A 24,671-nucleotide genomic window follows, 5' to 3' on the forward strand; every position below is an offset into this window, starting at 1 on the left:
TATCTATTTGTCTGACACGGTGACAAAACGCCCACGAAACAGGTGTCTGGCATGACCTGTTTCAGAGACACCGCCGGGTCGGCAACGCCTTGAATGTCGGTTGCACCCGATGGAGGATCGAGTTTGCAGCGGGAGCAGTACCGCAATGGCGCACAAGCCAACCTTTGGATGGCGATTTCTGTCTTCATCCGGCGTCTTGAGAAATTGAAAAGAGAAGTTGATTGAAGACTAACTAAAAAGTTGTAGTGATTGTTAGTTAAAACTAACAAGTAGAATAATTATAGCCAAAGCAAATGAAACTGGCACAAAATCAAATATTTACCAAATATTATTACAAGTAAACAGCATGCTAACGGCTGTAAAAAGGGCGGTTTCCATGGAGAATTGTGAAACTCACAATTTTTCAACCTTTTAATCTTACCCTGCGAAGTTAGATAAAAAAACAGGGCCAAAGAACAGATGAAATTCAGAAGTAAAACCGTCTTTCAAAGCTGGTCAAATATTAAACATCGTCTTTGGAATGTAGCCAGCCTGCCTGTGTTGATAGCAACCATTGCCATTCTCGTGGTGACTGTGGTTGCGGAAAATCTAAGTAAAAAAACATATCTTCAAATGATGCGCAATGATGTTCATGAACGCGTAAATGAGATTGCTTTGACCTTGGGGGGAGCTTTCGTCGCAAATCTCGAAAGCGGTCGCGTCTTTTCCAGTGTTGTTGCGACAGAGCCGAACATGGATGAGAAGCGCTTCAACGAGCTTGCGAGCCGCCTGTTTCATGAATATTCGTCAATGAGGGCCATCGCAACGGCTCCGAACCTGGTTGTCGACAAGATTTACCCACGCATGGGCAATGAGGGGGTAATTGGCCTGGACTATCGCAAGGCAAAGGAACAACGCGACATGGTCCTGAAGGCAAGGGATACCGGCAGCGTCACCCTTGCAGGCCCGGTCAAGCTTGTGCAAGGCGGCAGTGGAGTCATCATCCGGTATCCGGTCTTTACAAAAAACGGGGAAGATGAGAAGAGCTTCTGGGGCGTCGTGTCCTCCGTTATTGACATGGACAACATCTACCGCTTTGCCGGTATCTATAGAAACAACGATCTCGATTTTGCCTTCCTGGGCAAGGATGGCAAGGGGGTTGACGGTGATCTGTTTTTTGGCACCAGTGCCATTCTTGACCAAAATCCGGTCTATGTGAAAGTCAGGCTTGCCTATGGCGAGTGGCAGCTGCTTGCGGTTCCAAAAGAGGGATGGGTCGTTCCGTCGCGTGTCTTCTGGCTGATCAGGTCTGTTGCCTGCATCGCCTTCTTGCTGGTCGTTGTTCCTATCGGGTTTGTAACGAGCTTGATGCGGGAACGTGTCGCTCATTTGAACAAGCACATCCGTAGCCAGACGGAATTGAACCAGATGACGACGCGGCTCGGATTGGTGGTTGATGCCGTGCAGCTGGGCATCTGGGAATATGATGCATCGACCAAACATCTCGAATGGGATTTGCGCATGAAGAAGATCTTCGGGCGCTCAGAGAGTTACGATCCCAATAATGGTAGCTGGAAAACACAATTTCTTGGCGAAGACCTTGAAAGGGTGGCGATGCATGGCTTCAAGCTGCTCGGCCAAGGCAAGCAATTCAGCTCGGTTTTCCGCATTCATACGCCGGATGGAAAACACAAGACCGTCAAGATTGCCGCTTTCTGCTGGACTGGTCCCGATGGATTGAAGAAATTCATCGGTGTCAACTGGGACATCAGCGATCAGGTGGCACGAGAAAAGGCCTTGAGCGAGGCGCGTGGGGAGAGCGAACGCCGCTATCGAGAACTTGAACAGGCCAAGACACGAATTGAATTCAATTCCCGCCATGACTTCCTGACCAGATTGCCGAACCGTCGCTATCTTGATCAGTATCTGAACGGGGAAGGGGAAGAGGGCCACCTCGTGGGGCCCGATCCGGACAGCTGGGTCCTCAAGATCGATCTTGACGGATTCAAGGAGATCAATGACAGCTTCGGTCACGCCGCTGGTGATCGGATGTTGATCCTTGCCGCTGACATCCTGCGTCGCATCAGCAGACAAGGAGAATTCATCGCCCGCGTCGGAGGGGATGAATTTGTCCTCCTGTGCGATAGCAAAACCGATCGCAAGCGCCCTCAGGAACTGGCCGAACAGTTTATTCAGGAGTTGCAGGAACCCCATTATTACAAGGGGCTGGCCTGTCGGTTGAGCGCCAGCGTTGGCATTGCCAACTGGGCAGATGCGAAGGGCGATCCTGACAAATTGCGGTCCAATGCCGATCTGGCCCTATATCAGTCCAAACAAAGCGGCAAGGCACGCTATACCTTCTTCAGTCAGCCGCTGTTCAACAAGGCTCGCGATCACAAGAAACTGACCGACGATCTGATGCGCGGTATCGAGGAAAGAGAGTTTGTCGCTCATTTCCAGGGACAATATTGCGCCAAGACCCATAAGCTCATCGGGGCGGAAGCGCTGGCGCGCTGGAACCATCCAACGCGCGGGCTGATTTTCCCGGACCAGTTTATCGAACTGGCCGAAGGTATGGGCATTACCGGCGAGATTGATGCCTTGATCATGGATCAGGCGCTTGAAGCCAGAAACTACTGGGCCGAACAGGACTTGGAAATCAAACGGATTTCAGTCAATGTGTCGGCCAAGCGGCTTGGCAACCCGGATCTGATACCCAGTTTGAAAAAGCTTGATTTCGATCCGACGGGTCTCACCTTCGAACTGGTTGAATCGACATTCCTGGATAGAAGCGATGCGCAGGTGGCCGCCAACATCCGTCAATTGCGGGACATGGGGATCGATATCGAAATCGATGATTTTGGCACAGCCTACGCGTCGATTGTCAGCCTGACACATTTGCTGCCAAACCGGCTCAAGATCGATCGCGAATTGATCTTGCCGGTCACCAGCCACGAAAATCAGCGTGAGCTGGTCCACTCCATCATCAATATTGGCAGGACCCTTGGTATTGGCACAGTGGCCGAAGGCATCGAAACCATGGAGCATGCTGAGATTCTGCGTATCATGGGCGTTGACCGTCTTCAGGGATACGCCTTCTCCAAACCCATGAACCGGGATGATTTCCTCAAGCATCATCTTCAGCTTTCAGTGCAAGTCCAAAATAATCACGTTGCCTAGTTTGCAGCTTGGCCACGAGTTCAAGGCATTTCGTGGTTCAAGATGTGCAAGGAAAGAATGTGTCTGCCTTTATCCGCTTTTTCTGGTCAGCGCTTAACTTTATTCAAAGCAATTATTTGTAATTGTGGGAAATATTGATACACGCTCCAGAAGGGATGTGAAATCCAGTGGTTGAGAACGCGACACAATCAGAAACATGCATGCCGGTGAGTGAAAAGGAAAGGCCGGTTTTTGCGCTTTTTGCGGTCTGGCGCCTCCTGGCAGCATTGCTTGTGATGTTTTTTCATTTCGGCGAATTCGGTCCTCCGGCGTGGAAAAGCTTCTGTGACAGCATGATACGTCTTTCCCCCTTGCTCGACTTGTTTTTCATCGGCTCCGGCCTGCTCATTTGGGTGCATTATTCGGATAAACTGACGAGTTGGGCAGATTATCGCGTGTTTGTGCTGCGAAGACTGGCGCGCCTTTATCCGCTTCACATTGCCACCCTGTCCGTCTTCTGTTTGGCCTGGGCTGTTGCCGCGACGGGGATTGTCGAGACAAACCTGGTTGAAAACTATTCCTTGTCGGAACTGATGAAACAGCTCCTTCTCGTCAATGCATGGGGGTTTTCCGACAGCCTGACATTCAATTTTGTGTCATGGTCTCTTTCGGCAGAGTGGTTCTGTTATCTCTTGTTTCCCCTTATTGTCTTTCTGTTTCGCAAAGCGGGCCTCAAGGGGCTTGTGGCTCTTTTGCTTGTGGTCGTGGCCCTTCTGGAAGGTCTCACCTATTGGGGCCTGATGCCATTCCCGACATGGTTGGAAGCCAATACATGGGGGGCCTATCGGGTCTTCGCTGACTTTGTTCTGGGGGCCATCATTGCCAATCTTGCATTTAAGAAGCTGCTGACGATAAAAAGTCACGTGCTTGCCTGGGCGGCACTGGCACTGGCCATTGGCGTCATGTTGGCAGACCTGTCGTGGGGATACTGGTCTATTTTCGCTATTGCCTTCGCGCTTTACATCGCGGCACAGGTGGAAATCAATGCGCCCAAAAGCTCCGCTTATCTAAAGCCCCTGATGCCCATTTCCTTTGTTTCTTTCGGGATTTACATGTGGCACCCGGTCTTTGCAATTTCGATTTTCGGGCTGGGATGGATGCACTTTCTGGAGCCGCGCCAGATCGGCGGCTTCACTCCCTTGATGATATTCGCGATTGTTGTTTCAGTCACGACTGCATATCTGTCCGCGAAATATTTCGAAGCCCCTTGCCGCCAGATCATTCTGGCATTGGTGCGGCGTTCACCTGCAAGGGACTCCAAAATCATCGAGCGTGGAACAGCTGCGTCTCACAACTAGTCGCCCATCTCAACCCATCCTCCGATCAGCCATGCAGCGATGGAAAAGCGGCCCGGAATATGCGGCTCTTCCGCTCCCACATGCCGGGACATCAGGGTGCGGACGTCCTGCCGCGTGAACCAGCGGGCATCGGTCAGCTCGGTTGGATCTACCGTGATCTCTGTCGAAAGGGCTTCGGCATAACAGCCGATCATCAGAGAAGAGGGAAAAGGCCATGGCTGGCTCGCCATATAGCGCACCGCGCCCACTCTGATCGCGGATTCCTCGAAAACCTCACGGCGCACCGCCGCCTCGATCGTCTCACCCTGCTCCAGGTAGCCCGCAAGCGTCGTATACATCGGTCCGCTGAAACGGGTGTGATGGGCAAGCAGGCATCTCTCTACTCCCTCTTCGTCACGATGAAGGACCAGCATGATCACAGCCGGATCCGTGCGCGGGAAATGCATGGCCGAGCAGGATGGACAGTCTCGCCGTGCTCCACCGAGGGAGACCACGGTTTTCGAACCGCAATTGGCGCAATAGACATGATTGGCATGCCAGGTAAGAAGGCTGCGGGCCTGTGCAACGGCTCCCAACTGGTCAGGCGGCAAAAGGCCGTTGAGGCCGACATGACGAATGCTCATGAGCTCAAGGCTCGCCTGGCCCTTCTCGCCCTCAAGACGCGTAACCGCGTCCTCTGTCAGGGGGGCTGCGAGCCTTGGTGCATCCGCTTCGGCCGGATCCGTGCCAAGCAAAATGGCACAGTCAAGGTCGGCACCGAGCGCCTTTGCGTCTTCAAGGCTGAATATGGCCTGATGACGTCCCCCGGTCTCGGTCTCCTTCAGCAGCAATGTGTCACCCGACAGAAGATAGAGCCCCGCCTGTTTGTGAGCCAGATTGTCGTCAAGGCAGGTCTCGGTCCGGTGTTCGGTATCGCGATCGAGGCGATTGTCGAGAAAGCCGACCCCTTCAAAGGAGGGCAGGGAGCGGGTGGAGGAAAAATAGTCTGTATCAGAAAAACAAAAGTCGTCCATGGTGGCACGGGTCCAATTCTAAATGTTTGACCGCTTTATGGTTGCGTATCTTTCTCAAGGTCGAAAGACGGGATCCAGGGCGTCAGTCAAGGGCGTTGCGGATCGCCTCGATCAGCTCTTCGGCTGCCGTTGCCTCGTAGGGTTTGGCTGGCAGCTTGCCCCAGACAGGCCCGGCCCATGCCGCGTCGCCCTCGAATCGGGCGATGACATGAATGTGCAATTGCCGAACCTGGTTGCCAAGATTGGCAACATTGAGCTTGTCACAGCCGGTAACCGATTTGAGCGCCGACGAAATTCGCGCGATCTCGTCCATCAGGATATGCTGCTTGGTCCGGTCCAGATCAATGAGTTCGGCAAGGCCATCACAGCGGGGCACCATCAACAGCCATGGAAAGTTGGCGTCATTCATCAGCCGCACGGTGCAAAGCTCAAGGTCGGCGAGCGGCAGGCTGTCGGCTTCCAGTTGCGGATCGAGTGTGAATGTGGCCATGAAAGGTCCTCCTACTACCAAAATATGACGCATCCAATGACACGGAAAATAACCGGTCTTGGAGAATATATGTTTTTAATTACAGAGTTTTACTGCAATTTGTCAGAGACGGGCGGGTAAAAGATTCGAAGCATTTTTACACTGATTCTCTTCTAGCTCTTGCATATCGGTCAAACAAATGACATATGAACAGGCGGAAGGTTGGCAATGGACGTTCCCCTCGCCAACCGGGTCAGGTCCGGAAGGAAGCAGCCCTAACGAGTTTTGAGCGGGTCATCTGTTCAGCCTTCCACTTCCCTCCTTGTTCTGTGTGGTTTAGCTCTTCATTGTGAAGAGAATATTAGCCCTTTGTCTCTTCTCACTCCATTCCTGTATTGCGCATTGCTCCCTTGCAGATGGGCTGGCAAGCTGATGCCTGTCAACAACAGGGGCATTGAAGGTGACAAGATGGGTGACGGGGTGCGCTCTCCTCTGCTATGGATAGCCAACAACATGATTTCAAGAACACTTAGGGATTTCCCAGATGGACGGTCAGGACCACCAGAGCGTTGAAGGCTACCGCGTATTGGCGCGAAAATATCGCCCTGCGAGCTTTGACGATCTGATCGGGCAGGGGCCGATGGTGCGCACCCTGACCAATGCCTTCAAGACCGGGCGCATTGCTCAGGCCTATATGCTGACCGGTGTCCGTGGTGTTGGCAAAACCACCACTGCCCGCATTCTGGCCCGTGCGCTCAATTATGAAATTCCCGGCGAAATCAGCGAACCGACGATTGAGATGTCTGCGCTAGGCACCCATTGCAAGGCCATCATGTCAGGCAATCATGTCGACGTCATGGAAATGGATGCCGCCTCACATACCTCGATCAACGACATTCGCGAGATTATCGAGGCTTCGCAATATAAGCCGGTAACCGCGCGCTACAAGGTCTATATCATCGACGAGGTTCACATGCTCTCTACCGCAGCCTTCAACGGGCTGCTGAAAACGCTGGAAGAGCCACCCGAGCATGTCAAATTCATCTTCGCGACGACCGAGATCCGCAAGGTTCCTGTCACGGTGCTCTCCCGATGCCAGCGCTTTGACCTGCGCCGCATCAATGCCCACGAAATGGCGGACTATATGCTCAAATTGTGCGGCCGGGAGAATGTCGAAATCGAGGAAGATGCCCTTCAGATGATTGCAAGGGCCGGTGAGGGATCGGCCCGCGACTCGCTGTCTCTTCTGGATCAGGCCATTTCCCACGGGGCTGGCAAGATCACCGCCGAGACCACCCGGCAAATGCTCGGCCTTGCAGACCGCGCCCGCATCATCGATCTGTTCGAGGCCGTCATGGAAGGCGATATCGCCAAGGCGCTCGAAGAATTGAAGGCCCAATATGACATTGGTGCCGAGCCGTCCGTCGTGCTGTCGGATCTGGCCGATTTCGTTCATCTGGTCACCCGGTTGAAGCTGACCCCCGATGCATCATCCGAGGCAGCGGCAACAGAGGCGGAAAAGACCCGGGGGCGCGATTTTGCAGGCAAGCTTTCCGTGCGCGTTCTCTCTCGTGCCTGGCAGATGCTGCTCAAGGGTCTGGCCGAGGTGCAATCCTCCCCCCGTCCGTTGGCATCCGCCGAAATGGTGCTGGTGCGCCTTGCCTATGTTGCCGATCTGCCGAGCCCGGATGAAGCTCTGCGCCTGCTCGCCAATCGCGATTTTCGGCCACCCATGCCCACCGGGGCCGGGTCTGGTCCTTCCACGCCACCCGACGCCATCATTCCGCCGGCAAAGAATGCTCCCCCGCAAGCCATGGGACAACAAACAGGTCCGGCTTCTCCACCCGATGAAGGTGGTCCCAGAGCCATGTTGCAGGTCGGTGGCGCACAAGGTGCCAGCCAACAGGATGAAAGACTCGTTGGCAAGGTCGAGCCGGTGCAATCCGAAGAGATCACACCTTCAAACACCGAGGCCGCGCCAGCCAGGGCAGACGGCAGCCGTTTGCGCCTTGTTTCCAGTCAGAGCGAATTGAAAATGGCGCGACAGGCCAATCAGGGCAAGGGCCGCGCCGGGAACAGGCTCGGAGAGGAGCCCAATCTCAAGCCCGTGATCAGTCGCTTTGAAGATCTTATTTCGCTCGCCAAGCAGCATCGTGATATCGCGCTGAAATACTCGCTGGAATCGGCCGTGCGCCCGGTCAAGATCGAACAGGGGCGCGTGGTCATCGCCTATGACGGGGCGGATAGCGAGACCTTGCAGAACAAGCTCGTGCGCAAATTGGCAGAGTGGACGGGCGAGCGATGGTATGTCGATCTCGTCGAAGATGGCGGCGGAGCCACCGTCCATGAACGCAAGCAGGAATGGGAAAGGCAGGCCCGCGAAGAGGCCGACCACCATCCCCTCGTTGATGCGGTGAGGGACATGTTCCCCGGCTCCAAGGTTGTTGACGTGCGAATCAATAGGGAATTCGAAGAGGAGTTTCTCGCTCCCGTCATTGAAGATCCCGAAGAAGAGGGCGATGCCGTGCTTCTGGTCGATGATGCCAATGATCTGGGTATTGACGAAGACCGGTGACCCCCCCGCTCGGTAACGACATTCTATCGAACAATCCAAAAAGCACAGACTTTAAGAGGACAGTCCCATGGACATGATGAAAATGATGAAGAAGGCCAAGGAGATGCAATCCAAAATGGCCGAAATGCAGGAACAGGTTGCCCAGATGGAAGCAACCGGGGTTGCCGGTGGTGACATGGTCAAGGTGATACTGACCGGCAAGGGCGAAATGAAAGGTCTCTCCATCGATCCGTCCATGATCAACGCCGACGATGCCGAAATTCTGGAAGATCTCATCATCGCTGCCCACAATGACGCAAAAGCCAAGGCCGAAGCCATGATGCAGGAAAAGATGCAGGAAATGGCCGGCGATCTGGGTCTGCCAGCGGGCATGAATCTGCCATTCTGATGCGCTTTGCCAAGCGAATCAGGGGGCAGCAATCGCCCCACCGCCGTACTCTTGGCAGAAAGTGAATGCCCGAAAGGGTTCACTGAAAGCAGGAAAGAACATCATGGCCAATTCTGTTGCTGGTCCGGAAATTGAAAAACTGATCAAGCTGTTGTCGCGCTTGCCGGGGCTGGGCCCGCGCTCGGCCCGACGCGTGGCGCTGCATCTGATCAAGAACAAGGACCAATTGATGGTCCCGCTTTCGGAGGCCATGGCAACCGCGGTCGAGAAAATCGGCGTTTGCGAGATTTGCGGCAATGTCGACAGCGCCAGCCCCTGCACCATCTGCACAGATGCCCGCCGTGATCCTTCTGTCCTTGTGGTCGTGGAGGATGTCTCTGATCTCTGGGCCCTCGAGCGCGCATCGGTCATCAATGCGCCCTATCATGTGCTGGGGGGAACCCTCTCGCCCCTTGATGGTGTAGGCCCGGATGATCTCAACATTGCCGGTCTCCTCAAACGCACCGCCAGCGGCGAAATCAGGGAAATCATTCTGGCGGTCAATGCCACCGTCGAAGGCCAGACCACCGCGCACTATATCACCGACCAGTTACAGGCGCAGGCCAGGGAAATGAAGGCAAGTCATCCCGACTATGAGCCGATCAAGATCTCACAACTCGCCCATGGCGTTCCCATCGGTGGCGAGCTTGACTATCTTGACGAAGGCACTCTGTTGCAGGCGATCAGAAGCCGCAAGGAATTCCAGTAACGGTAAACTGAAAGCTGCTGCCAGGCGCAATGCTTGCGCCTCCGTCACTCCTCACCAAACAGGCTTTTTGTCTCTGGCTTCGGCCCTGCAATCCCGTAAGGGCCCTGTTGGGCCTTGGAAGCTTGCGACGAGGCGGCAAGCGGCGCACTAAGGGCCTTGTCGATCTCTGCGATCCCTTCGTCCTGCTTCGCGTTGGCCGTTTCTTCCAGCTCCTTGGCAATGGCTGCAAGCTCGGCCTCGCTGACATCGATCTCCTCGATCTTGCGACCTCGTTTGACGATCTTGCCGGTTGACGTGAGAATCTGGTCGACATCCTTCTGGGTCTGGGTGAAATGGTTCTGGAGCTTGCTCACCCGATCATCAAGCCGCATCACATCTTCCACCAGCAAGGTCACTTCACGCTGAATGATATGAGCCTGCTCGCGCATCCGGGCGTCTTTCAGGATCGACTGAATCACCTGAATCGACAGGGTCAGCAGAGAAGGTGAGACGATCACCACCCGCGCCCGGTGGGAAATCTGCACCACATCGTCAAACTGTTCATGAAGATCGGCGAACAGGCTTTCGGAAGGCACGAACATGAAAGCGGTATCCTGCGTTTCACCGGGAATGAAATAGCGCTCGGAAATATCCTTGATATGCTTTTTCACATCATTGCGGAACCGCGTCCGCGCAGCCTTGTCCTCGTCCGGATTGGCCGCTTCCTTGACCGCCGTCCAGCCTTCGAGCGGGAATTTGGCATCGATCACCAACACCGCATTGTCATTGGGAATATGGATGACGCAATCGGGCCGGTTCTTGTTGGAAAGCGTGAACTGGAAATCGTAGGATTGCGGTGGCAGTGCATCCTCGATGATCGCTTCCATCCGCCCCTGCCCGAAGGTGCCACGGGTCTGTTTGTTGGCAAGGATCTGCTGCAATTCGACAACCCGGCCAGACAGTTCCGTGATGTTGCCCTGCGCCTTGTCGATGACCGCCAGCCGCTCATGCAAGGCACGCAGATTTTCCCCCGTCGCCTTCTGCTGGTCGGTAAGGCTTTTGGTCACGGTCTGTGTCAGGCGATGGCCCATGCCGTCCATGCGATTTGTCAGAGCCTGGGCCATCTCGCTTTGCCTGCTGGAAAAAATCTCCGACATGGTTTGCATCCGGCCCGTCATTTCCGCTTGCAGGCGGGACAATTCCTCGACTTGCGCCTGCTGCGCCCTTGCCTGCTGCTGGGCGTCGAACAATTCCTGTTCGCGCACATGATTTTGTCGCGAAAAGCTGACAAGCAGCCAGATGAGCAAAAGCCCGACAAGGGCCAGCGCCCCCATCAGGACCTCGAAAAAGCTAAGGCCATGCTGGCCAAGGGTAATGACAATCTCGTTCATGCCAGGGACTATAGGGTGATTCGAACGCAAGAAGAAACAAAGTAGGAACAAATCCAAAAATTTGATCGGTAAGCTTATTCATGGAAAAGAGCTGCAATTCGCCTGAAATGAGCGCCTTTGTGATTGACGCCCTTCGCTGAAACCCTTACATCACCTGTCATGGCTGTGATGGATATTATAACATTGCCGGATCCGATCCTGCGAAAGCAGTCTCTGCCGGTTGAGCGCATTGATGATGATCTGCGCCGTCTGATCGATGACATGTTGGAGACAATGTATAAAGCCCCGGGCATCGGCCTTGCGGGTATACAGGTTGGCGTCGACCGTCGTCTCTTCGTGATGGATGTCTCGCGCGAGGAAAATAATCCTATTTGCATGATCAATCCCGAGATCATTACCCGGTCCGAGGAATTGAATGTGCATGAAGAAGGCTGCCTTTCCATTCCCGATTATTATGCCGAGGTCGAGCGCCCAAAAATCGTCACTATGAAATTTCTGGATCGCTTCGGCAAGGAACAGCAGATGGAGCTGGACGAAGTCGGGGCAACCTGCGCCCAGCATGAATTCGACCATCTCAATGGTGCCCTGTTCATCGATTATCTGTCCAAGCTGCGTCGGGATAGGGTGATCAAGAAATTTGCCAAACTGGCCAAACAGAAAGAAAAGAACATCCTTTGAGCGGCACGTGCCCGGCAGAACAGCACAGGGCATTCGCCAGGGATATCGAATTCTTTTCAACGACCGGAGGTCCGAGCATGTTGCGTGTCGTCTTTATGGGAACCCCGGATTTTTCCGTCCCGACCCTGATGGAAATTGTCGGACAGGGCCACGAAGTGGTTGCCGTCTACAGTCAGCCGCCTCGCCCGTCCGGGCGCGGCATGGAAGAGCGCAAGACCCCGGTGCACCAGGCCGCAGACCGGCTTGGCCTTCCGGTTTTCACTCCCGCATCACTCAAATCCGAGGAAGAGCAGGAAGCCTTTCGCGCCCTTGATGCCGATGTGGCTGTGGTCGTGGCCTACGGCCTGTTGCTACCCAAAGCCATTCTCGATGCGCCGCGCGAAGGTTGTCTCAATCTGCATGGCTCGCTTCTGCCGCGTTGGCGCGGTGCTGCCCCCATTCAGCGTGCGATCATGGCCGGTGACAGGGAAACCGGTGTTCAGGTCATGCGCATGGACGAGGGGCTTGATACTGGCGATATCTGCATGTCCGAGACCATTGCCATCTCGGATCAGATGACAGCACAGGATCTTCATGATCGCATGATGGTGCTTGGTGCCGACCTGATGGTCCGGGCGCTGGCCGCGCTTTCCCGTGGCTCGCTGGGGTGCCAGCCTCAGATCGAGGACGGGGTGACCTATGCCAAAAAGATCGACAAGGCCGAGGCCCGCATTGATTTTGCCGAACCGGCAGCGACAATCCATAATCTCATTCGCGGCCTCTCTCCTTTCCCCGGTGCCTGGGTTGAAATGGTGATCCGCGGCAAGGCCCAGCGCGTCAAGCTGCTGCGCTCGGAACTGGCCGATGGAGCAGGCGAGCCAGGTACCCTGCTTGATGACGCAATGACCATCGCCTGCGGCGAGGGTGCGATCCGGCTCACCGAATTGCAGCGGGCAGGCAAGGGCGCCATGAAGGCCAATGACTTCTTGCGTGGTGCCGATCTCAAGGTTGGCGACACCATCATCTAACAACAGGGCGCTTAGCCAGAATGCCACGCTACAAGCTATTGATCGAATATGACGGACGACCCTTTTCAGGGTGGCAGAGGCAGGACAATGCCCCCTCCGTCATGGCGCTCATCGAGGATTCGCTGTTCACCTTCAGCCATGAACGGGTCACCCTGTTTGGCGCGGGTCGCACGGACAGCGGTGTTCATGCTATCGGGCAGGTGGCTCATTTCGATCTTGAGCGCGACTGGCACAGCCAGAAAATCACCGAGGCTCTCAATTTCTTTCTCAAGGAAACCGGTGTGGCTGTCCTCAAGGTCTGGAAGGTGACCGAGCAGTTTGATAGCCGCTTTCTGGCAAAAAAGCGCTATTACCGCTATCGGGTTTGCAATCGCCGCGCGCCGCTTACCTTCGAGATGGGCCGCGCCTGGCAATATAGCTTCCCCATCGATATCGAGGTGATGCAACAGGGTGCGGATCGTCTTGTCGGCCATTATGATTTCACCACCTTCCGCGCCACCGCCTGTCAGGCCAAAAGCCCTTGGCGGACGATGGAAAAACTCTGCGTCAGCCGCGAAGGGGAATGGGTTTATCTCGACGCCATGGCGAGATCCTTCCTGCATAACCAGATCCGCTCCTTTGTTGGCTCGCTGGTCGAGGTTGGTGCCGGGCGCAAGCCGGTCGAGTGGATCACCGAGATCCTTGAGGCGCGGGATCGCCGCGCCTGTGGGCCGGTTGCCCCCCCTGACGGCCTTTATCTCACTCAGGTCGATTACCCCGAAGACGTTGATTACGTGATTGCGGAAGAGCCATGGAAGGGGCACAGGAAGGACTGATCCTTTGCCCGTGTCAGTTTGCCCGTGTCACTGTGTCTGCGTCTGTCCGGAATGGTGGGTGATGCCCAGAGCGCTTCATGCCCCGAGGCTGTTGCTCACCAGGTCCTGTAGCCACACCGCCGACGAAATTCCGATGATCAGCATCAGGACGGCAAGCCCCACGGCCATCGAGGCAGGGCAGGCGAGCACGAAGCGATAGAGCCGGAAGGCGATCCAGAGTGCAAAGCCATAGATTGCGAGCATCAGAAGAACAGCCATCGGGGCCGCCACAAGTTGCGATGTCATCAGAGCGCCGGGCAGGATCGTGATCATCAGCACGATGACGCTCAGCCAATTGTAGCTGACGATAAGCGGGATGATCCGGTCGCGGAAGCCGAACAGGATGCAGAAAAGATAAAGCACCAGGGGCGCGAGCCCCCAATCGAGCAGCAATTGCAGGAAATAGTAGGGCAGGCCACCATCGCGAAAGAACAGCACCTTGTCCAGAAAGCCGAGTAGAAACGCATAAAACAGGCTCAGTGGTTCGACAATGATCATGGCCAGAAAAGACAGCACGACACCGCGGGGTGTTGAATCAATCCGGTAAAGTGCCTCGTCATCCCCGCGCACAAAGCTCCAGACAAGTTCCAGATGATAAAGAATATAGGCCATGTGAGCGGAATGTCCTGAATGATCGATCGCGATGTGAGCGTTGGGGAGACAAGCCCCCCCCCACGCACAGGAAGTGTCTTTTCTACTTCTCGCCCTTGAGCAGGAAGTAATTTACCAGAAATTCGTAATAGACATCGCAAAGGCGTTCAAGATCCTCCACCGCAACATGTTCGTCGATCATGTGCATGGTCTTGCCCACGGGGCCGAATTCGATCACCGGGCAATAATCCTTGATGAAACGCGCGTCCGAGGTGCCCCCGTCGGTGGATTTTCCGGGCGTCATGCCGGTGACGCTTTTCACCGCATCCGAAAACCGGTTGATCAGCAGGTCCGACTTGGTCAGAAACGCCTCGCTGCCGTCCGGCTCCACGGCAATGCTGAGCTTGAAGTCATCGGATGGAAGGCATTTTTCCGCTTCCGCCAGAACAAAAGCCTCCAGCTTCTGGGCATCCCACAAATCATTGAAGCGCACATTGAAGCGGGCGGTGGCAGCTTTGGGAATGAGGTTCCATGTCTGGTTTCCGGTATCAAGGGAAATGAATTCCAGATTGGATGGCTGGAAGAAATCGGTGCCATGATCAAGCGGTGTCTTGCTGACATGCTCGACAATTCTGGCCAGAACAGGCAGCGGGTTATGGGCCAGATGCGGATAGGCCACATGACCCTGATTGCCGACCAGCGTCAGAGTGCCCGACTGGCTGCCCCGGCGACCGACCTTGATCATTTCGCCAAGCTTGTCCGGATTGGTTGGCTCACCGAGCACGCAGTCTGAGAAGCGTTCGCCCCGCTCGCTGCACCATTTCAGAAGCTTGACGGTTCCGTTGCGGGCCGGTCCTTCCTCATCGCCGGTAAGCAGAAAGGAAACCGTGCCCTTGGGCTCGCCATGGCGTTCGATGAATTTCAGCACTGCCGCAACGAAGGCCGCCACACCGCCTTTCATGTCTGCCGCACCCCGGCCATACAGCATGCCATCCTTGATCTCTCCGCCAAAAGGTGGAAGGCTCCACAGGCTTTCATCGCCAGTGGGCACCACATCGATGTGCCCGGCAAAGGTCAGATGCGGGCCGTCTCCCTCGGAGATCTTGGCAAACAGGTTTTCGACGTCCGGATAACCTTCTTCGGAAAATGTTGGACGGTGCACCTCAAACCCCAGAGGGGAAAGGACCCGATCAAGGAAAGCCAGAGCGCCGCCCTCGTTGGGGGTTACGCTTGGGCATTGGATGAGCGAAATGGCAAGGTCGGTTGCAGAAGGGGTGTTGGTCATGACGTGGAAGCACTCGATTTGGGGGGAATCTATAGACATGAACTAAGAAGGCTCCCCACGTGGTTTGGGAGCCGATTTTACCCAGAGCATAGCAAGCTTTGAAAAAGCTTCAACTCGCTTTCCACCAAATGCAGACCTATTGACACAATATAGGCGGGACTTTCCGAGTGCATGGCCTTCACGCCCAGGGCCCTTGTGCCGAGGCAACGCCGGTTCACAGAGGGGGCGGACAAACGCGCGCCACTCAATTTATCTGTGTGAATGCCGCGCATTACATGTCCGGCGTCACGACTGGTTGGCGGGCTTGAAGGTCATGGCAGCGCCGTTGATGCAATGGCGTTTGCCTGTCGGTTTCGGCCCGTCATTGAACACATGGCCCAAATGCCCGCCACAGCGCCGGCAATGCACCTCTGTTCGAGGGTAAATCAACTTGAAATCGGTCGATGTGCCAATCGCATCGGGCAAAGCTTCATAGAAGCTGGGCCATCCGGTGCCGCTGTCATATTTTGCCTTGGAGGAATAGAGCGGCAGATCGCAGCCCGCGCAATGAAACGTGCCGTCTCGCTTCTCGTCGTTAAGCACACTGGAAAAGGCACGCTCGGTCGACTGTTCCCTCAGGATCGCGAATTGCTCCGGCGTCAGGATCTTGCGCCATTCCTCTTCGGATTTTTCAATCTCGAACGCCTCCGACGGAGCCGCGACGGCGCCACGTGGGGTCAAGACAGCACTTGCCGTCACACTGAACATGTAGCCAATGAAGTCTCTGCGTTTCATAGTCTGACTTAAGCCTCCTGTGTCCCGTTTGCGTTGGGCACATCCCTATCATTTTCGGGTGGGGCCGTTAACTCACTTTGGCTATCGGACTGTTCACTTTGGCGTGTCTTGCGCGTGCGCACGCCCAGATCGTAAAAGTAGATCAGCCAGAAAGGAATGATCGGAGTGAGATAGATCAACCGGTCTGAAAAGCCGACGGAACAGGAAAGCGGCACATGCGGGGCGAGAGCGGAAAGCGTCAGCAGGATCGGGACCGCATAGGCGAAGAAGCTCGCATGTCCCCGGCCCATCTGCCTCAGGCGCTTGATCACGACGCAATACCACATGAACAGGAAAGTGAGGGCCATGACGCCAAGTGCGCCATAATAGACCTTGCCAAGTGCTGTCGCGGGGTCCTGCGTGCACAGGGCATTTTCATGCACGCGGAACAGCACGGCCGCGAACGCTTCCATGGGAAACAGGATCAGATGCGCCTGCCAGAAGGCCTTGCGCCCGATCTCTCCCCTGCTGTCGAACAACAAGCCGTCAAATGTCATGCCAGACCCCCCGCATATGCTCTGAGATTGCGCCATTACGGCAATGCGACCAGCAGCCATATCCTGCCGTTGGCTGTCATCGTAGCCTGTGGTGCGGTGCTGGGCAATGAAAGCCAAAGTCTTTAAGGCCATGCTAGACAAAAGTGAGGGGGACAAGCATGCCGAGAGGTCAGCCAAGCGCCCCGCATTCGAAAGAAAATGCAGGGCGCCAGCCCTTTTGGCCATTGTCCGATCAAGGCGTGTGTTCGGCAAAGACTTCTTTTGCAACGGATAGGCCATTGATCGCCGCAGGCAGTCCGCCATAGACGGCCATTTGCCAAATGACCTCGACGATTTCCCGTTTGCTCGCACCGACTGCGAGACTGTGTTCGATATTGATTTTCAATTGTGGTGCGGTCTGCCCGCCCAGAACTGTAAGCGCGGCGAGCGTGGCAAGTTGGCGGGTCCTGGTATCGAGCCCCGGACGCGAATAGTGCCGCCCATAGGCCCATTCGATGAGGCTTTCGGAAAAGTCCGGCAGCATGTCATCGAACCAGTCCGAAAGCATCGCTTCCAGATGCGGATGATGATCCGCGCAATAGGCCCGCCCTCTCGAAAGAGCGTCATTTTGCTCTGCCGACAAGAGGGATTGTGTTTGTTTGCTGTTCATGATCAGCCTCCATCATGCTGGCTTTTTCCAAATCCAGATAGGTTTCAATCTTGGTGTCCAGAACAGGCAATGTTGCTTTGAGAGTGTCGATCTGCCGAAGAACCTTGATCCTTTGACGCTCAAGCATCTGCCGGCGTTCACGCGCCGTCTGAGGTCCCATTTCGCGCAGCTGGGCATAACGCACCATGTCTGAAATGCCCATCCCCGTTGCCTTGAGAGACTTCAGGAATGACAGCCAGCCGGCAATCTCCATGCTATATTGCCTGCGGCCTCCTGCATCGCGATGCGCGGGAGGAAGGAGGCCGATCTTTTCGTAATAGCGGATGCTATGGATCGATAAACCGCAATGGCGGGACAGATCTCCAATTTTCATAAAGGGTCTCCAGGCAATCTCTCGAAGGTGTGAGGGGCAGGGACGGGCAAGCGTGAGAATGGTCACAGCTTGGTGCTTGCCCGGCGGAGCGGGTCGCAAGTCTGTTGGGTGCAGGTGGCGAAAAGGCGCGCGTTGCCCGCATGCCGGGCCGGTAGGCAATGGCGAGCATTGCGGCCGGATCGGTCAGACCAGAAAGCTTGATGTCGGTCATCATTGTCTCCTGAAAGAAATCAGTGGAAGTACCGACAAAACTATTTAGCTGCTAGAGCGCACTCTAGGTCAAGAGCAGACTTCAAAAAAAATCCCGCCTTCAAGGGAAGGCGGGATGAACGGCATGATTGGTTTTTGCAGAGGTCAGTCGCGCAGAAGATCGTTGATCGAGGTTTTAGAGCGGGTCCGCTCATCGACGCGTTTGACGATAACGGCACAATAGAGGTTCGGGCCCGGTGTGCCATCAGGCAGCGGTTTGCCCGGCATGGTGCCCGAGACGACAACAGAGTAGGGCGGAACTTCGCCCATGAAGAGCTCACCGGTGGTCCGGTCGATGATCTTGGTGGAGGCACCAAGATAGACGCCCATCGACAGAACGGAGCCTTCGCGCACGATCACACCTTCGGCCACCTCGGCGCGAGCACCAATGAAGCAGTTGTCTTCGATGATCACGGGACCGGCCTGAAGCGGCTCCAGAACGCCGCCGATGCCAGCACCACCCGAGATGTGCACATGCTTGCCAATCTGGGCGCAGGAGCCGACCGTTGCCCAGGTGTCGACCATGGTGCCTTCATCAACATAGGCCCCCAGATTGACGAAGGACGGCATCAGCACCACGCCCTTGCCGATGAAAGCCGAGCGACGAACGGTGCAGTTCGGGACAGCGCGGAAACCGGCCTTCTCGAAGTCCAGACCGCCCCAGCCTTCGAATTTGGATGGCACCTTGTCCCACCAGGTCGCATCATTCGGACCACCCTTGATGACTTCCATTGCATTGAGGCGGAAAGAAAGCAGAACCGCTTTCTTGAGCCACTGGTTGACAACCCATTCGCCGTCAGCTTCCTTTTGGGCGACACGCAAATGGCCATTGTCGAGCAGTGTCAGGGCCTTTTCGACCGCATCGCGAATTTCACCGGTGGTATTGTTCGAAATGGTATCGCGGGCGTCAAATCCCTCTTCGATCACATTTTGAAGCGCAGTCAAGTCAACAGGGGTCATGTCATTCGCTTTCGATAATCAAATGGTTGTTTCAATGGGAACGGCAATCGACCAGATGGGAAGACGGGTCTCGAATGCCTTGGTATTCGCCGCAGACCATAAGCAACCTGCCGGTGAAGTCAATCACGGAAGTACGTAAAATGCTCGATATTGTCCAAGGGCATTGTTTGGAATCATCAAAAAAGACCGGCATTGAGTATGCCGGTCTTCAAACTGCTTACCCTTGGGGCAAATCCCCTGTCATTTCCGCCTAAAGCGAGAGGATGAAGTTTCTGTAGGAGGTCGATTTGTCCTTGAGAAGGGTTTCGAGATGCTCGGTGCTGGCTTGAAGCGCCTCGTTCTTGTCCTTGATTTTCGTCTCTATGGTTCGAAGTTCCTGATAGAGCGGCTCGATGGTATCGCGCACCACTGTATGGTTCGGCACCCGGCGCGAAGCCTGATAACCTGAGAGCTCGAGCTTGTCGTCATATAGTGGTGTCATATGCGCAAAGCACCAATAGTGATCACCACTGGTGGTCAGATTCTGGACATAGGCGAAAGCCTCCGTGTTGGCTTCCAGCGTATCCCAGATGATCTTGAAAATTGCGCGCGGCATGTCTGGGTGGCGCATGCAACTGTGCGGCTGTCCCAGAAGGGACTGGCTTTCATATCCGGTGAAATCCCGGAAAAACGCGTTGCAATAGGTGATATGGCCAGTTTTATCCGTTCTGCTCACAAGAATTTCGGAATCACCAAATCGTTTTTCAATGCCGGTGGGGGAGATTTTTATTGTCATTCCGGTCTCCATAGTTGAGCCATTGCCTCCGGGCGGGCTTGCCCGGTTTGACAATATGGCCCTGTTTTTTGCGCGTTCCTTTCGCGCTGGGGGTCCATGACCCGGCTGACTGCGTTAAGCTGTGGGAGGGTCAGCCGACATCATGACTTAAGAAGTTCTAAAAAATAGTGAGAATTTCGGAGAAATAAACAAAAAAACTTTCAAAAAATCCAAATGCCTAAAATATCTGCATTTTATTGAGTCAGATGGTCACTTTCGTTGCAGATACTTTTCTGAACTGCGATGAGAAATGCCAATAGTTGACTTGAGTTTGCTAGTACTTAATTTTTACTGGCGCCCAAGTCTTTGGTCTTGTTTCTTTCCATAGAGGCAAGTAGAAAGAGTGTTAGCGAGTCTAGGGCTCATTCTTGGCGGAAATAAGGTGCTCATTCATGCGAATACCCAACATAAGGGTGACAGACCGGCGGCAAGTCGTCGCTGGCAGAATGACAGCTTTGCAGGATATGAGCGATCAAGATTTCGTGAATTGATTTGAAGATTAGGCCGATTAACGCGCTCGCGCCGGGATGGCCTTTGTATTAGTGTAACCATAACGGAATGGTAGGATCCTTTATTCATAGTGTTTTCAGGTGTTGCATGTGGGGTATCCGAGGAAACAAATGACATTACGAAGCGAATTATTTTTGACTTGTGCCGTCGTTCTTGCTGGCTCGAATCTGGCACTGGCCAATGAGGCACCTTTAAACCAGATCTCGATTGCCGAGCCGGGGGCTGCCGGGGCAAGCACGATTGCCATTGAGCCGGAGGACGCACCGCTTCAGATCATCGTTTCTCGCAAGGACCAGACCCTGCGGGTCTTTCGTGGGCAAGAGGTGATCGCAACCTCACGGGTCTCGACTGGCAAGGCCGGACACTCGACTCCAACCGGTGTTTTTTCCATTCTGGAAAAGCGGCGGACCCACTTTTCGAACCTCTATAACAGTGCACCAATGCCTTATATGCAGCGCCTCACATGGTCCGGCGTTGCCTTGCACGAATCCAATTCGGTTCCCAACTATCCTGCTTCGCATGGCTGCGTAAGGCTGCCAGCGGCATTCGCCAAAGAGCTCTTTTCGCTCACCGAACGTGGCGCTCATGTGATCATCGCCAGCCGTGAGGTTGAACCGATGCGGATCGAAAGCGGCAATCTGTTCCAGCCGGAGCTGACGGATCTTGCAAACAAGATTTCATCCCTCAGCCTCGGCCCGGTCAAGCCCTTGAGAGCCCACGGCAAGATTTCCCTGCTCTCGGACCGACCAACGGGTGACCCGATTGCCGAACAGGTGGCGCTGCGCCTGAACATGCTTGATCAGGTCAAGCAGAGCGACGCACCGATCCGCATTTTCATCACGCGCCAGCCAAAGGGCAACCTCGTGCGCGATATTCAGGTCAAGCTCAATCAATTGGGTTTTGATGCCGGTGAGCCTGATGGTTTGGCCGGATCAGCAACCTATGGCGCTATCCGGGCCTTTCTTGACGCCAAGAAAGGCAGCATCGAATCCCGTACAATGTCGATGAAGGCGGTGATCAACAAACAGTTGCTTGCATCTCTTTATACCGCTGCCGGGGAAGGCGAAGTGCCGACCGGGCATATTTATGTCCGCTCGAATTTCAAACCGCTGTTTGATGCCCCCATCACGATCAAGGATCCGAGCCGACCATTGGGCGCCCATCTGCTGACCGCCAACCGGTCTCTCGAACAGGCGGGCAAACTCGATTGGCTCTCGGTCAATCTCTATGATCGCTATTCCGCTTCCCTTAACGAGCAGCTCGGCTTGCAGTTCGATCCTGAAAAGGATGCTCTGGTCGATACCGGAGAGGTTCTCGACCGATTGGTCATTCCCGATGAAATTCGCGCCCAGATCAATCATCTGGTCAAAAGCGGATCATCCATCACGATTTCCGACCGTGGCATGAGTCGCGAGACCACCGATGTGGGGACGGATTTCATTGTCCTGACAAAAACGCGGATGCCGTCAAAAGCAGCCGTCAGTTCCGCGTCAAGAGTTGTCAAGAAAAAGCCCGTGAAGGTCGCAACCAGCACCAGCACATCAGACAAGCCCAAGCGCAAGACCATCTTCTCCCTGATCCGTCGCAGCAGCGAAGAGTGATCTCGGCCCGCTTGGGGAGGCAAGGAAGACATCAGCTATGTTCACTGTGCCACGTGCAGATGAACAACATCCGGCAGGGCCTATGGTTACCAGATCCTGCAAGCATTGTGCTCCTACAGACAACTGACGAGCGAAACGACAAGAGCCCCGATCCTTACCGGATGAGGGCTCTTTTCATATGGGTGCCGAAAGGTCAGGTGCCTAAAGGTCGCCGAGAGGCCGTCAGGAAAGAAAGACAGTCTGGCTTGCTTTCAGTCACTCGGCGGAAAACTGATCATCAAAGCTGTAACCGGAGCCACGCACAGTTCGGATCGGGTCTTTGGCGCGGCCTCTGTTGATCGTCTTGCGCAGACGTCCGACATGCACATCGACGGTCCGTTCGTCGACATAGACATCATGTCCCCAGACGCCGTCAAGCAACTGCTCGCGCGAATAGACACGACCGGGATTCTGCATCAGGAATTCAAGCAGGCGATATTCCGTCGGGCCCAGATTGACCTCGCGATTATTACGCTTGACGCGATGTGTTTCGCGATTGAGTTCCAGATCTCCGGCCTTGAGAATGGTGGCCACCAGATCGGGACTTGCACGTCTGAGAATCGCGCGCACACGGGCCATCAATTCCGGCACGGAAAAGGGTTTGACCACATAGTCGTCTGCGCCGGTGGAAAGGCCACGGATCCGCTCGGATTCCTCGCCTCGTGCCGTCAGCATGATGACGGGCAATTTGACGGTCTTGGGCTTTGCGCGCAAACGTCTGCAAAGCTCAATGCCCGAGAGGCCGGGCAGCATCCAGTCCAGCAACAGCAGATCTGGCAGGGTTTCCTGTAGACGGTTTTCGGCCTCGTCGCCACGGGCGATCACTTCGACCTGATAACCTTCGGCTTCCAAATTGTAACGAAGAAGAAGACTGAGGGCCTCTTCATCTTCAACGATCATGACTTTGGGGCTCATAACCATTTTTCCGCATTATTGGATCCGGACGGCTGACAAGACAAAAAGGGCTGTCGCTCGGATCTGGCCTTCGATGAGAGCACATGACCGATCGGGGCCAATGCTCTTGAGGAATGTTCCCTGAAGGGAACGGACGAATGGTCCGGGCTGAGGCAGCCCGAACCGTCAAATCCACCCGGCACTAAAGCGGGCGGTCTTCCATCGTTTTACCGGTCTTGATGTAGTAAATCGTCTCGGCGATATTGGTCGCGTGGTCGCCAACGCGTTCCAGATGCTTGGCTGCAAACAGAAGATTGGCGCAATAGGAAATGTTGCGCGGGTCTTCCATCATGTAGGTCAGGAATTCACGGAACAGGGATTTGTAGAGCGCATCCACTTCATCGTCATGCTTGACCACGGCAATCGCGGCACTCTCGTCAAGAGCGGTGTAGGCATCAAGCACCATTCTGAGCTGATCAAGCGCGATTTCGGCCATATGCTCGATACCGTGCAAGAGCTGCTTGGGAGGGGTCTTGCCTTCCAGAGCGACAGTGGACCGGGCAATATTCTTGCCAAGGTCGGCAACCCGTTCCAGATCGGTGGAAATTCGCAGGGCGGCAACGATCTGGCGCAGATCCTGAGCAACCGGTTGGCGTCGCGCAATGATCAGGACAGCCTTTTCCTCGATTTCCTGATCAAGTCGGTTGATGGCCGAATCCTTGGCGACGGTTGCATGGGCCGCATTCACGTCCTGACGCACAAGGGCTTTGATGGATTCTTCCACCATGCGTTCGGCCTGTCCGCCCATTTCGGCGATGCGACCGGTCAGGTCGCGAAGGTCGTCATCATAAGAGCTGACGGTATGTTGAGTCATTTCGAATCTCTCCTTGCATTCGCGCATCTGCCGACAGGATAAATGTTTTTCCCATCAGCAGAAGGCGAACGAAATGCTTAGCCAAAGCGGCCGGTGATATAATCCTGGGTCCGTTGATCAACCGGGTTGGTGAAGATCTGGTCGGTCGGACCCTCTTCAACCAGATTGCCCAGATGGAAGAAGGCCGTGCGCTGGGACACGCGGGCAGCCTGCTGCATGGAGTGGGTCACAATGACAATGGTGTAATTCTCACGCAATTCGTCAATCAGTTCTTCGACTTTCGCGGTTGCAATCGGGTCAAGCGCGGAGCAGGGCTCATCCATCAGGATGACTTCCGGGCTCACGGCAATCGCGCGTGCGATGCACAGACGCTGCTGCTGACCACCGGACAGGCCTGTGCCCGGCTCATCAAGACGGTCCTTGATTTCCTCGAACAGACCTGCCTTTTGCAAGGAGGAAACGACGATTTCTTCCATTTCCGACTTGTTCCGGCAAAGACCGTGGATCCGTGGGCCATAGGCGACATTCTCGAAAATGCTTTTCGGGAACGGGTTCGGCTTCTGGAATACCATGCCAACGCGAGCGCGCAACTCGACCACATCGACATCGGGATCATAGATGTTATTGTCGCCAAGCTTGATGGTGCCGCCTACGCGACATACGTCAATCGTGTCGTTCATGCGGTTGAGGCAGCGCAGGAAAGTGGACTTGCCGCAGCCTGACGGGCCGATGAGCGAGGTGACCTGATTTTCTTCAATTTTCAGATCAACATCAAACAGAGCCTGCTTGGAGCCATAGTGAACGGTCACTTTCTCGCCCGACATTTTGATCGGGTTGGAGCGGATATTGCTATCCTGAAGGGTTTTGTTGGTATCCTGCATGGTTAAATGCTTTCTTGTCCTATGTGCCAGCACGTCTCATGAA

Annotated in this window: 24 protein-coding genes and 1 other RNA gene; 10 read left to right on the forward strand and 15 right to left on the reverse strand. The window is 55.0% G+C overall.

Translation table 11 applies throughout. The features are described 5' to 3' along the window. Nucleotides 1-612 precede the first annotated feature (612 nt). Both ACHZB8_RS04070 and ACHZB8_RS04075 read left to right on the forward strand, forming a co-directional pair. Entirely contained in the window at nt 613-3,159 is a 2,547-nt protein-coding gene (locus ACHZB8_RS04070) for an EAL domain-containing protein (protein ID WP_316858857.1), read from the forward strand. 200 nt (nt 3,160-3,359) lie between these two features. Next, nucleotides 3,360-4,496 (forward strand): acyltransferase, encoded by a 1,137-nt coding sequence (locus ACHZB8_RS04075; protein WP_316858858.1) that lies wholly within the window; start codon nt 3,360-3,362, stop codon nt 4,494-4,496. Here the strand turns inward: ACHZB8_RS04075 and nudC are convergent. Both nudC and ACHZB8_RS04085 read right to left on the reverse strand, forming a co-directional pair. Continuing rightward, on the reverse strand, nt 4,493-5,509 hold the full coding sequence (gene nudC, locus ACHZB8_RS04080) for an NAD(+) diphosphatase (RefSeq protein WP_316858859.1): 1,017 nt from the start codon (nt 5,507-5,509) through the stop codon (nt 4,493-4,495). The genes ACHZB8_RS04075 and nudC overlap by 4 nt on opposite strands. Before the next feature lie 82 nt (nt 5,510-5,591). Beyond that, nucleotides 5,592-5,999, reverse strand: a complete 408-nt coding sequence (locus ACHZB8_RS04085; RefSeq protein WP_316858860.1) for an HIT family protein — start codon at nt 5,997-5,999, stop codon at nt 5,592-5,594. 196 nt (nt 6,000-6,195) lie between these two features. Between ACHZB8_RS04085 and ffs the strand changes: the two genes are divergently transcribed. From ffs to recR, 4 genes are all read left to right on the forward strand, one after another. Next, nucleotides 6,196-6,292: signal recognition particle sRNA small type (gene ffs, locus ACHZB8_RS04090), an RNA gene on the forward strand. A 230-nt stretch (nt 6,293-6,522) separates the two neighbouring features. Further along, nucleotides 6,523-8,553, forward strand: coding sequence for a DNA polymerase III subunit gamma/tau (locus ACHZB8_RS04095; RefSeq protein ID WP_394706082.1), 2,031 nt, complete (start codon nt 6,523-6,525; stop codon nt 8,551-8,553). Between the two features lie 67 nt (nt 8,554-8,620). Continuing rightward, nucleotides 8,621-8,941: a YbaB/EbfC family nucleoid-associated protein gene (locus ACHZB8_RS04100; protein WP_316858862.1), complete on the forward strand. Its 321-nt coding sequence runs from the start codon at nt 8,621-8,623 to the stop codon at nt 8,939-8,941. A gap of 103 nt (nt 8,942-9,044) precedes the next feature. Further along, nucleotides 9,045-9,689 carry a recombination mediator RecR gene (gene recR / locus ACHZB8_RS04105; protein ID WP_316858863.1) on the forward strand — a complete coding sequence of 215 codons (645 nt, stop codon included), beginning with the start codon at nt 9,045-9,047 and terminating at the stop codon, nt 9,687-9,689. Between the two features lie 44 nt (nt 9,690-9,733). Here the strand turns inward: recR and ACHZB8_RS04110 are convergent, their stop codons facing one another. Continuing rightward, nucleotides 9,734-11,059, reverse strand: coding sequence for a DNA recombination protein RmuC (locus ACHZB8_RS04110; RefSeq protein ID WP_394706083.1), 1,326 nt, complete (start codon nt 11,057-11,059; stop codon nt 9,734-9,736). 159 nt (nt 11,060-11,218) lie between these two features. Here ACHZB8_RS04110 and def point away from each other — a divergent pair, with 159 nt between their 5' ends. From def to truA, 3 genes are all read left to right on the forward strand, one after another. Further along, on the forward strand, nt 11,219-11,737 hold the full coding sequence (def, locus tag ACHZB8_RS04115; protein WP_316859195.1) for a peptide deformylase: 519 nt from the start codon (nt 11,219-11,221) through the stop codon (nt 11,735-11,737). An 80-nt stretch (nt 11,738-11,817) separates the two neighbouring features. Then, a complete protein-coding gene (gene fmt, locus ACHZB8_RS04120) occupies nt 11,818-12,744 on the forward strand; it encodes a methionyl-tRNA formyltransferase (RefSeq protein ID WP_316859196.1) in 927 nt (308 codons plus the stop codon). A 20-nt stretch (nt 12,745-12,764) separates the two neighbouring features. Next, nucleotides 12,765-13,559 carry a tRNA pseudouridine(38-40) synthase TruA gene (gene truA / locus ACHZB8_RS04125; RefSeq protein ID WP_316858864.1) on the forward strand — a complete coding sequence of 265 codons (795 nt, stop codon included), beginning with the start codon at nt 12,765-12,767 and terminating at the stop codon, nt 13,557-13,559. A gap of 75 nt (nt 13,560-13,634) precedes the next feature. On the opposite strand, the gene ACHZB8_RS04130 is transcribed toward truA, so the two are convergent. The 9 genes from ACHZB8_RS04130 to ACHZB8_RS04170 all read right to left on the reverse strand — a co-directional run bounded on the left by ACHZB8_RS04130 (nt 13,635) and on the right by ACHZB8_RS04170 (nt 19,790). Continuing rightward, entirely contained in the window at nt 13,635-14,210 is a 576-nt protein-coding gene (locus ACHZB8_RS04130) for a hypothetical protein (protein WP_316858865.1), read from the reverse strand. A gap of 82 nt (nt 14,211-14,292) precedes the next feature. Then, nucleotides 14,293-15,474, reverse strand: a complete 1,182-nt coding sequence (gene dapE / locus ACHZB8_RS04135) for a succinyl-diaminopimelate desuccinylase (RefSeq protein ID WP_316859197.1) — start codon at nt 15,472-15,474, stop codon at nt 14,293-14,295. A gap of 285 nt (nt 15,475-15,759) precedes the next feature. Then, nucleotides 15,760-16,248, reverse strand: coding sequence for a peptide-methionine (R)-S-oxide reductase MsrB (msrB, locus tag ACHZB8_RS04140; RefSeq protein ID WP_316858866.1), 489 nt, complete (start codon nt 16,246-16,248; stop codon nt 15,760-15,762). Between the two features lie 8 nt (nt 16,249-16,256). Further along, on the reverse strand, nt 16,257-16,784 hold the full coding sequence (locus ACHZB8_RS04145; protein ID WP_316858867.1) for a DUF805 domain-containing protein: 528 nt from the start codon (nt 16,782-16,784) through the stop codon (nt 16,257-16,259). Between the two features lie 232 nt (nt 16,785-17,016). Beyond that, on the reverse strand, nt 17,017-17,433 hold the full coding sequence (locus tag ACHZB8_RS04150; RefSeq protein WP_316858868.1) for a carboxymuconolactone decarboxylase family protein: 417 nt from the start codon (nt 17,431-17,433) through the stop codon (nt 17,017-17,019). Next, a complete protein-coding gene (locus ACHZB8_RS04155; RefSeq protein ID WP_316858869.1) occupies nt 17,387-17,806 on the reverse strand; it encodes a MerR family transcriptional regulator in 420 nt (139 codons plus the stop codon). Before ACHZB8_RS04155 ends, ACHZB8_RS04150 begins: the two co-directional genes overlap by 47 nt. Next, nucleotides 17,760-18,017: a hypothetical protein gene (locus ACHZB8_RS04160; protein WP_316858871.1), complete on the reverse strand. Its 258-nt coding sequence runs from the start codon at nt 18,015-18,017 to the stop codon at nt 17,760-17,762. Before ACHZB8_RS04160 ends, ACHZB8_RS04155 begins: the two co-directional genes overlap by 47 nt. Before the next feature lie 143 nt (nt 18,018-18,160). Beyond that, nucleotides 18,161-19,015 carry a 2,3,4,5-tetrahydropyridine-2,6-dicarboxylate N-succinyltransferase gene (gene dapD, locus ACHZB8_RS04165; RefSeq protein ID WP_316858872.1) on the reverse strand — a complete coding sequence of 285 codons (855 nt, stop codon included), beginning with the start codon at nt 19,013-19,015 and terminating at the stop codon, nt 18,161-18,163. A gap of 250 nt (nt 19,016-19,265) precedes the next feature. Beyond that, complete coding sequence (locus tag ACHZB8_RS04170) at nt 19,266-19,790, reverse strand: PAS domain-containing protein (protein WP_316858873.1); 525 nt, start codon at nt 19,788-19,790, stop codon at nt 19,266-19,268. 659 nt (nt 19,791-20,449) lie between these two features. On the opposite strand from ACHZB8_RS04170, the gene ACHZB8_RS04175 reads away from it, so the two are divergent. Next, nucleotides 20,450-21,940 carry a L,D-transpeptidase family protein gene (locus ACHZB8_RS04175; RefSeq protein ID WP_316858875.1) on the forward strand — a complete coding sequence of 497 codons (1,491 nt, stop codon included), beginning with the start codon at nt 20,450-20,452 and terminating at the stop codon, nt 21,938-21,940. Between the two features lie 255 nt (nt 21,941-22,195). On the opposite strand, the gene phoB is transcribed toward ACHZB8_RS04175, so the two are convergent. The 3 genes from phoB to pstB form a co-directional block, all read right to left on the reverse strand. After that, nucleotides 22,196-22,894, reverse strand: coding sequence for a phosphate regulon transcriptional regulator PhoB (gene phoB, locus ACHZB8_RS04180; protein WP_316858876.1), 699 nt, complete (start codon nt 22,892-22,894; stop codon nt 22,196-22,198). A gap of 181 nt (nt 22,895-23,075) precedes the next feature. After that, on the reverse strand, nt 23,076-23,747 hold the full coding sequence (gene phoU / locus ACHZB8_RS04185; RefSeq protein WP_316858877.1) for a phosphate signaling complex protein PhoU: 672 nt from the start codon (nt 23,745-23,747) through the stop codon (nt 23,076-23,078). A 77-nt stretch (nt 23,748-23,824) separates the two neighbouring features. Then, complete coding sequence (gene pstB, locus ACHZB8_RS04190) at nt 23,825-24,628, reverse strand: phosphate ABC transporter ATP-binding protein PstB (protein ID WP_316858878.1); 804 nt, start codon at nt 24,626-24,628, stop codon at nt 23,825-23,827. Nucleotides 24,629-24,671: the final 43 nt, after the last annotated feature.

This window comes from uncultured Cohaesibacter sp., from assembly GCF_963556055.3.
Taxonomy (GTDB): domain Bacteria; phylum Pseudomonadota; class Alphaproteobacteria; order Rhizobiales; family Cohaesibacteraceae; genus Cohaesibacter.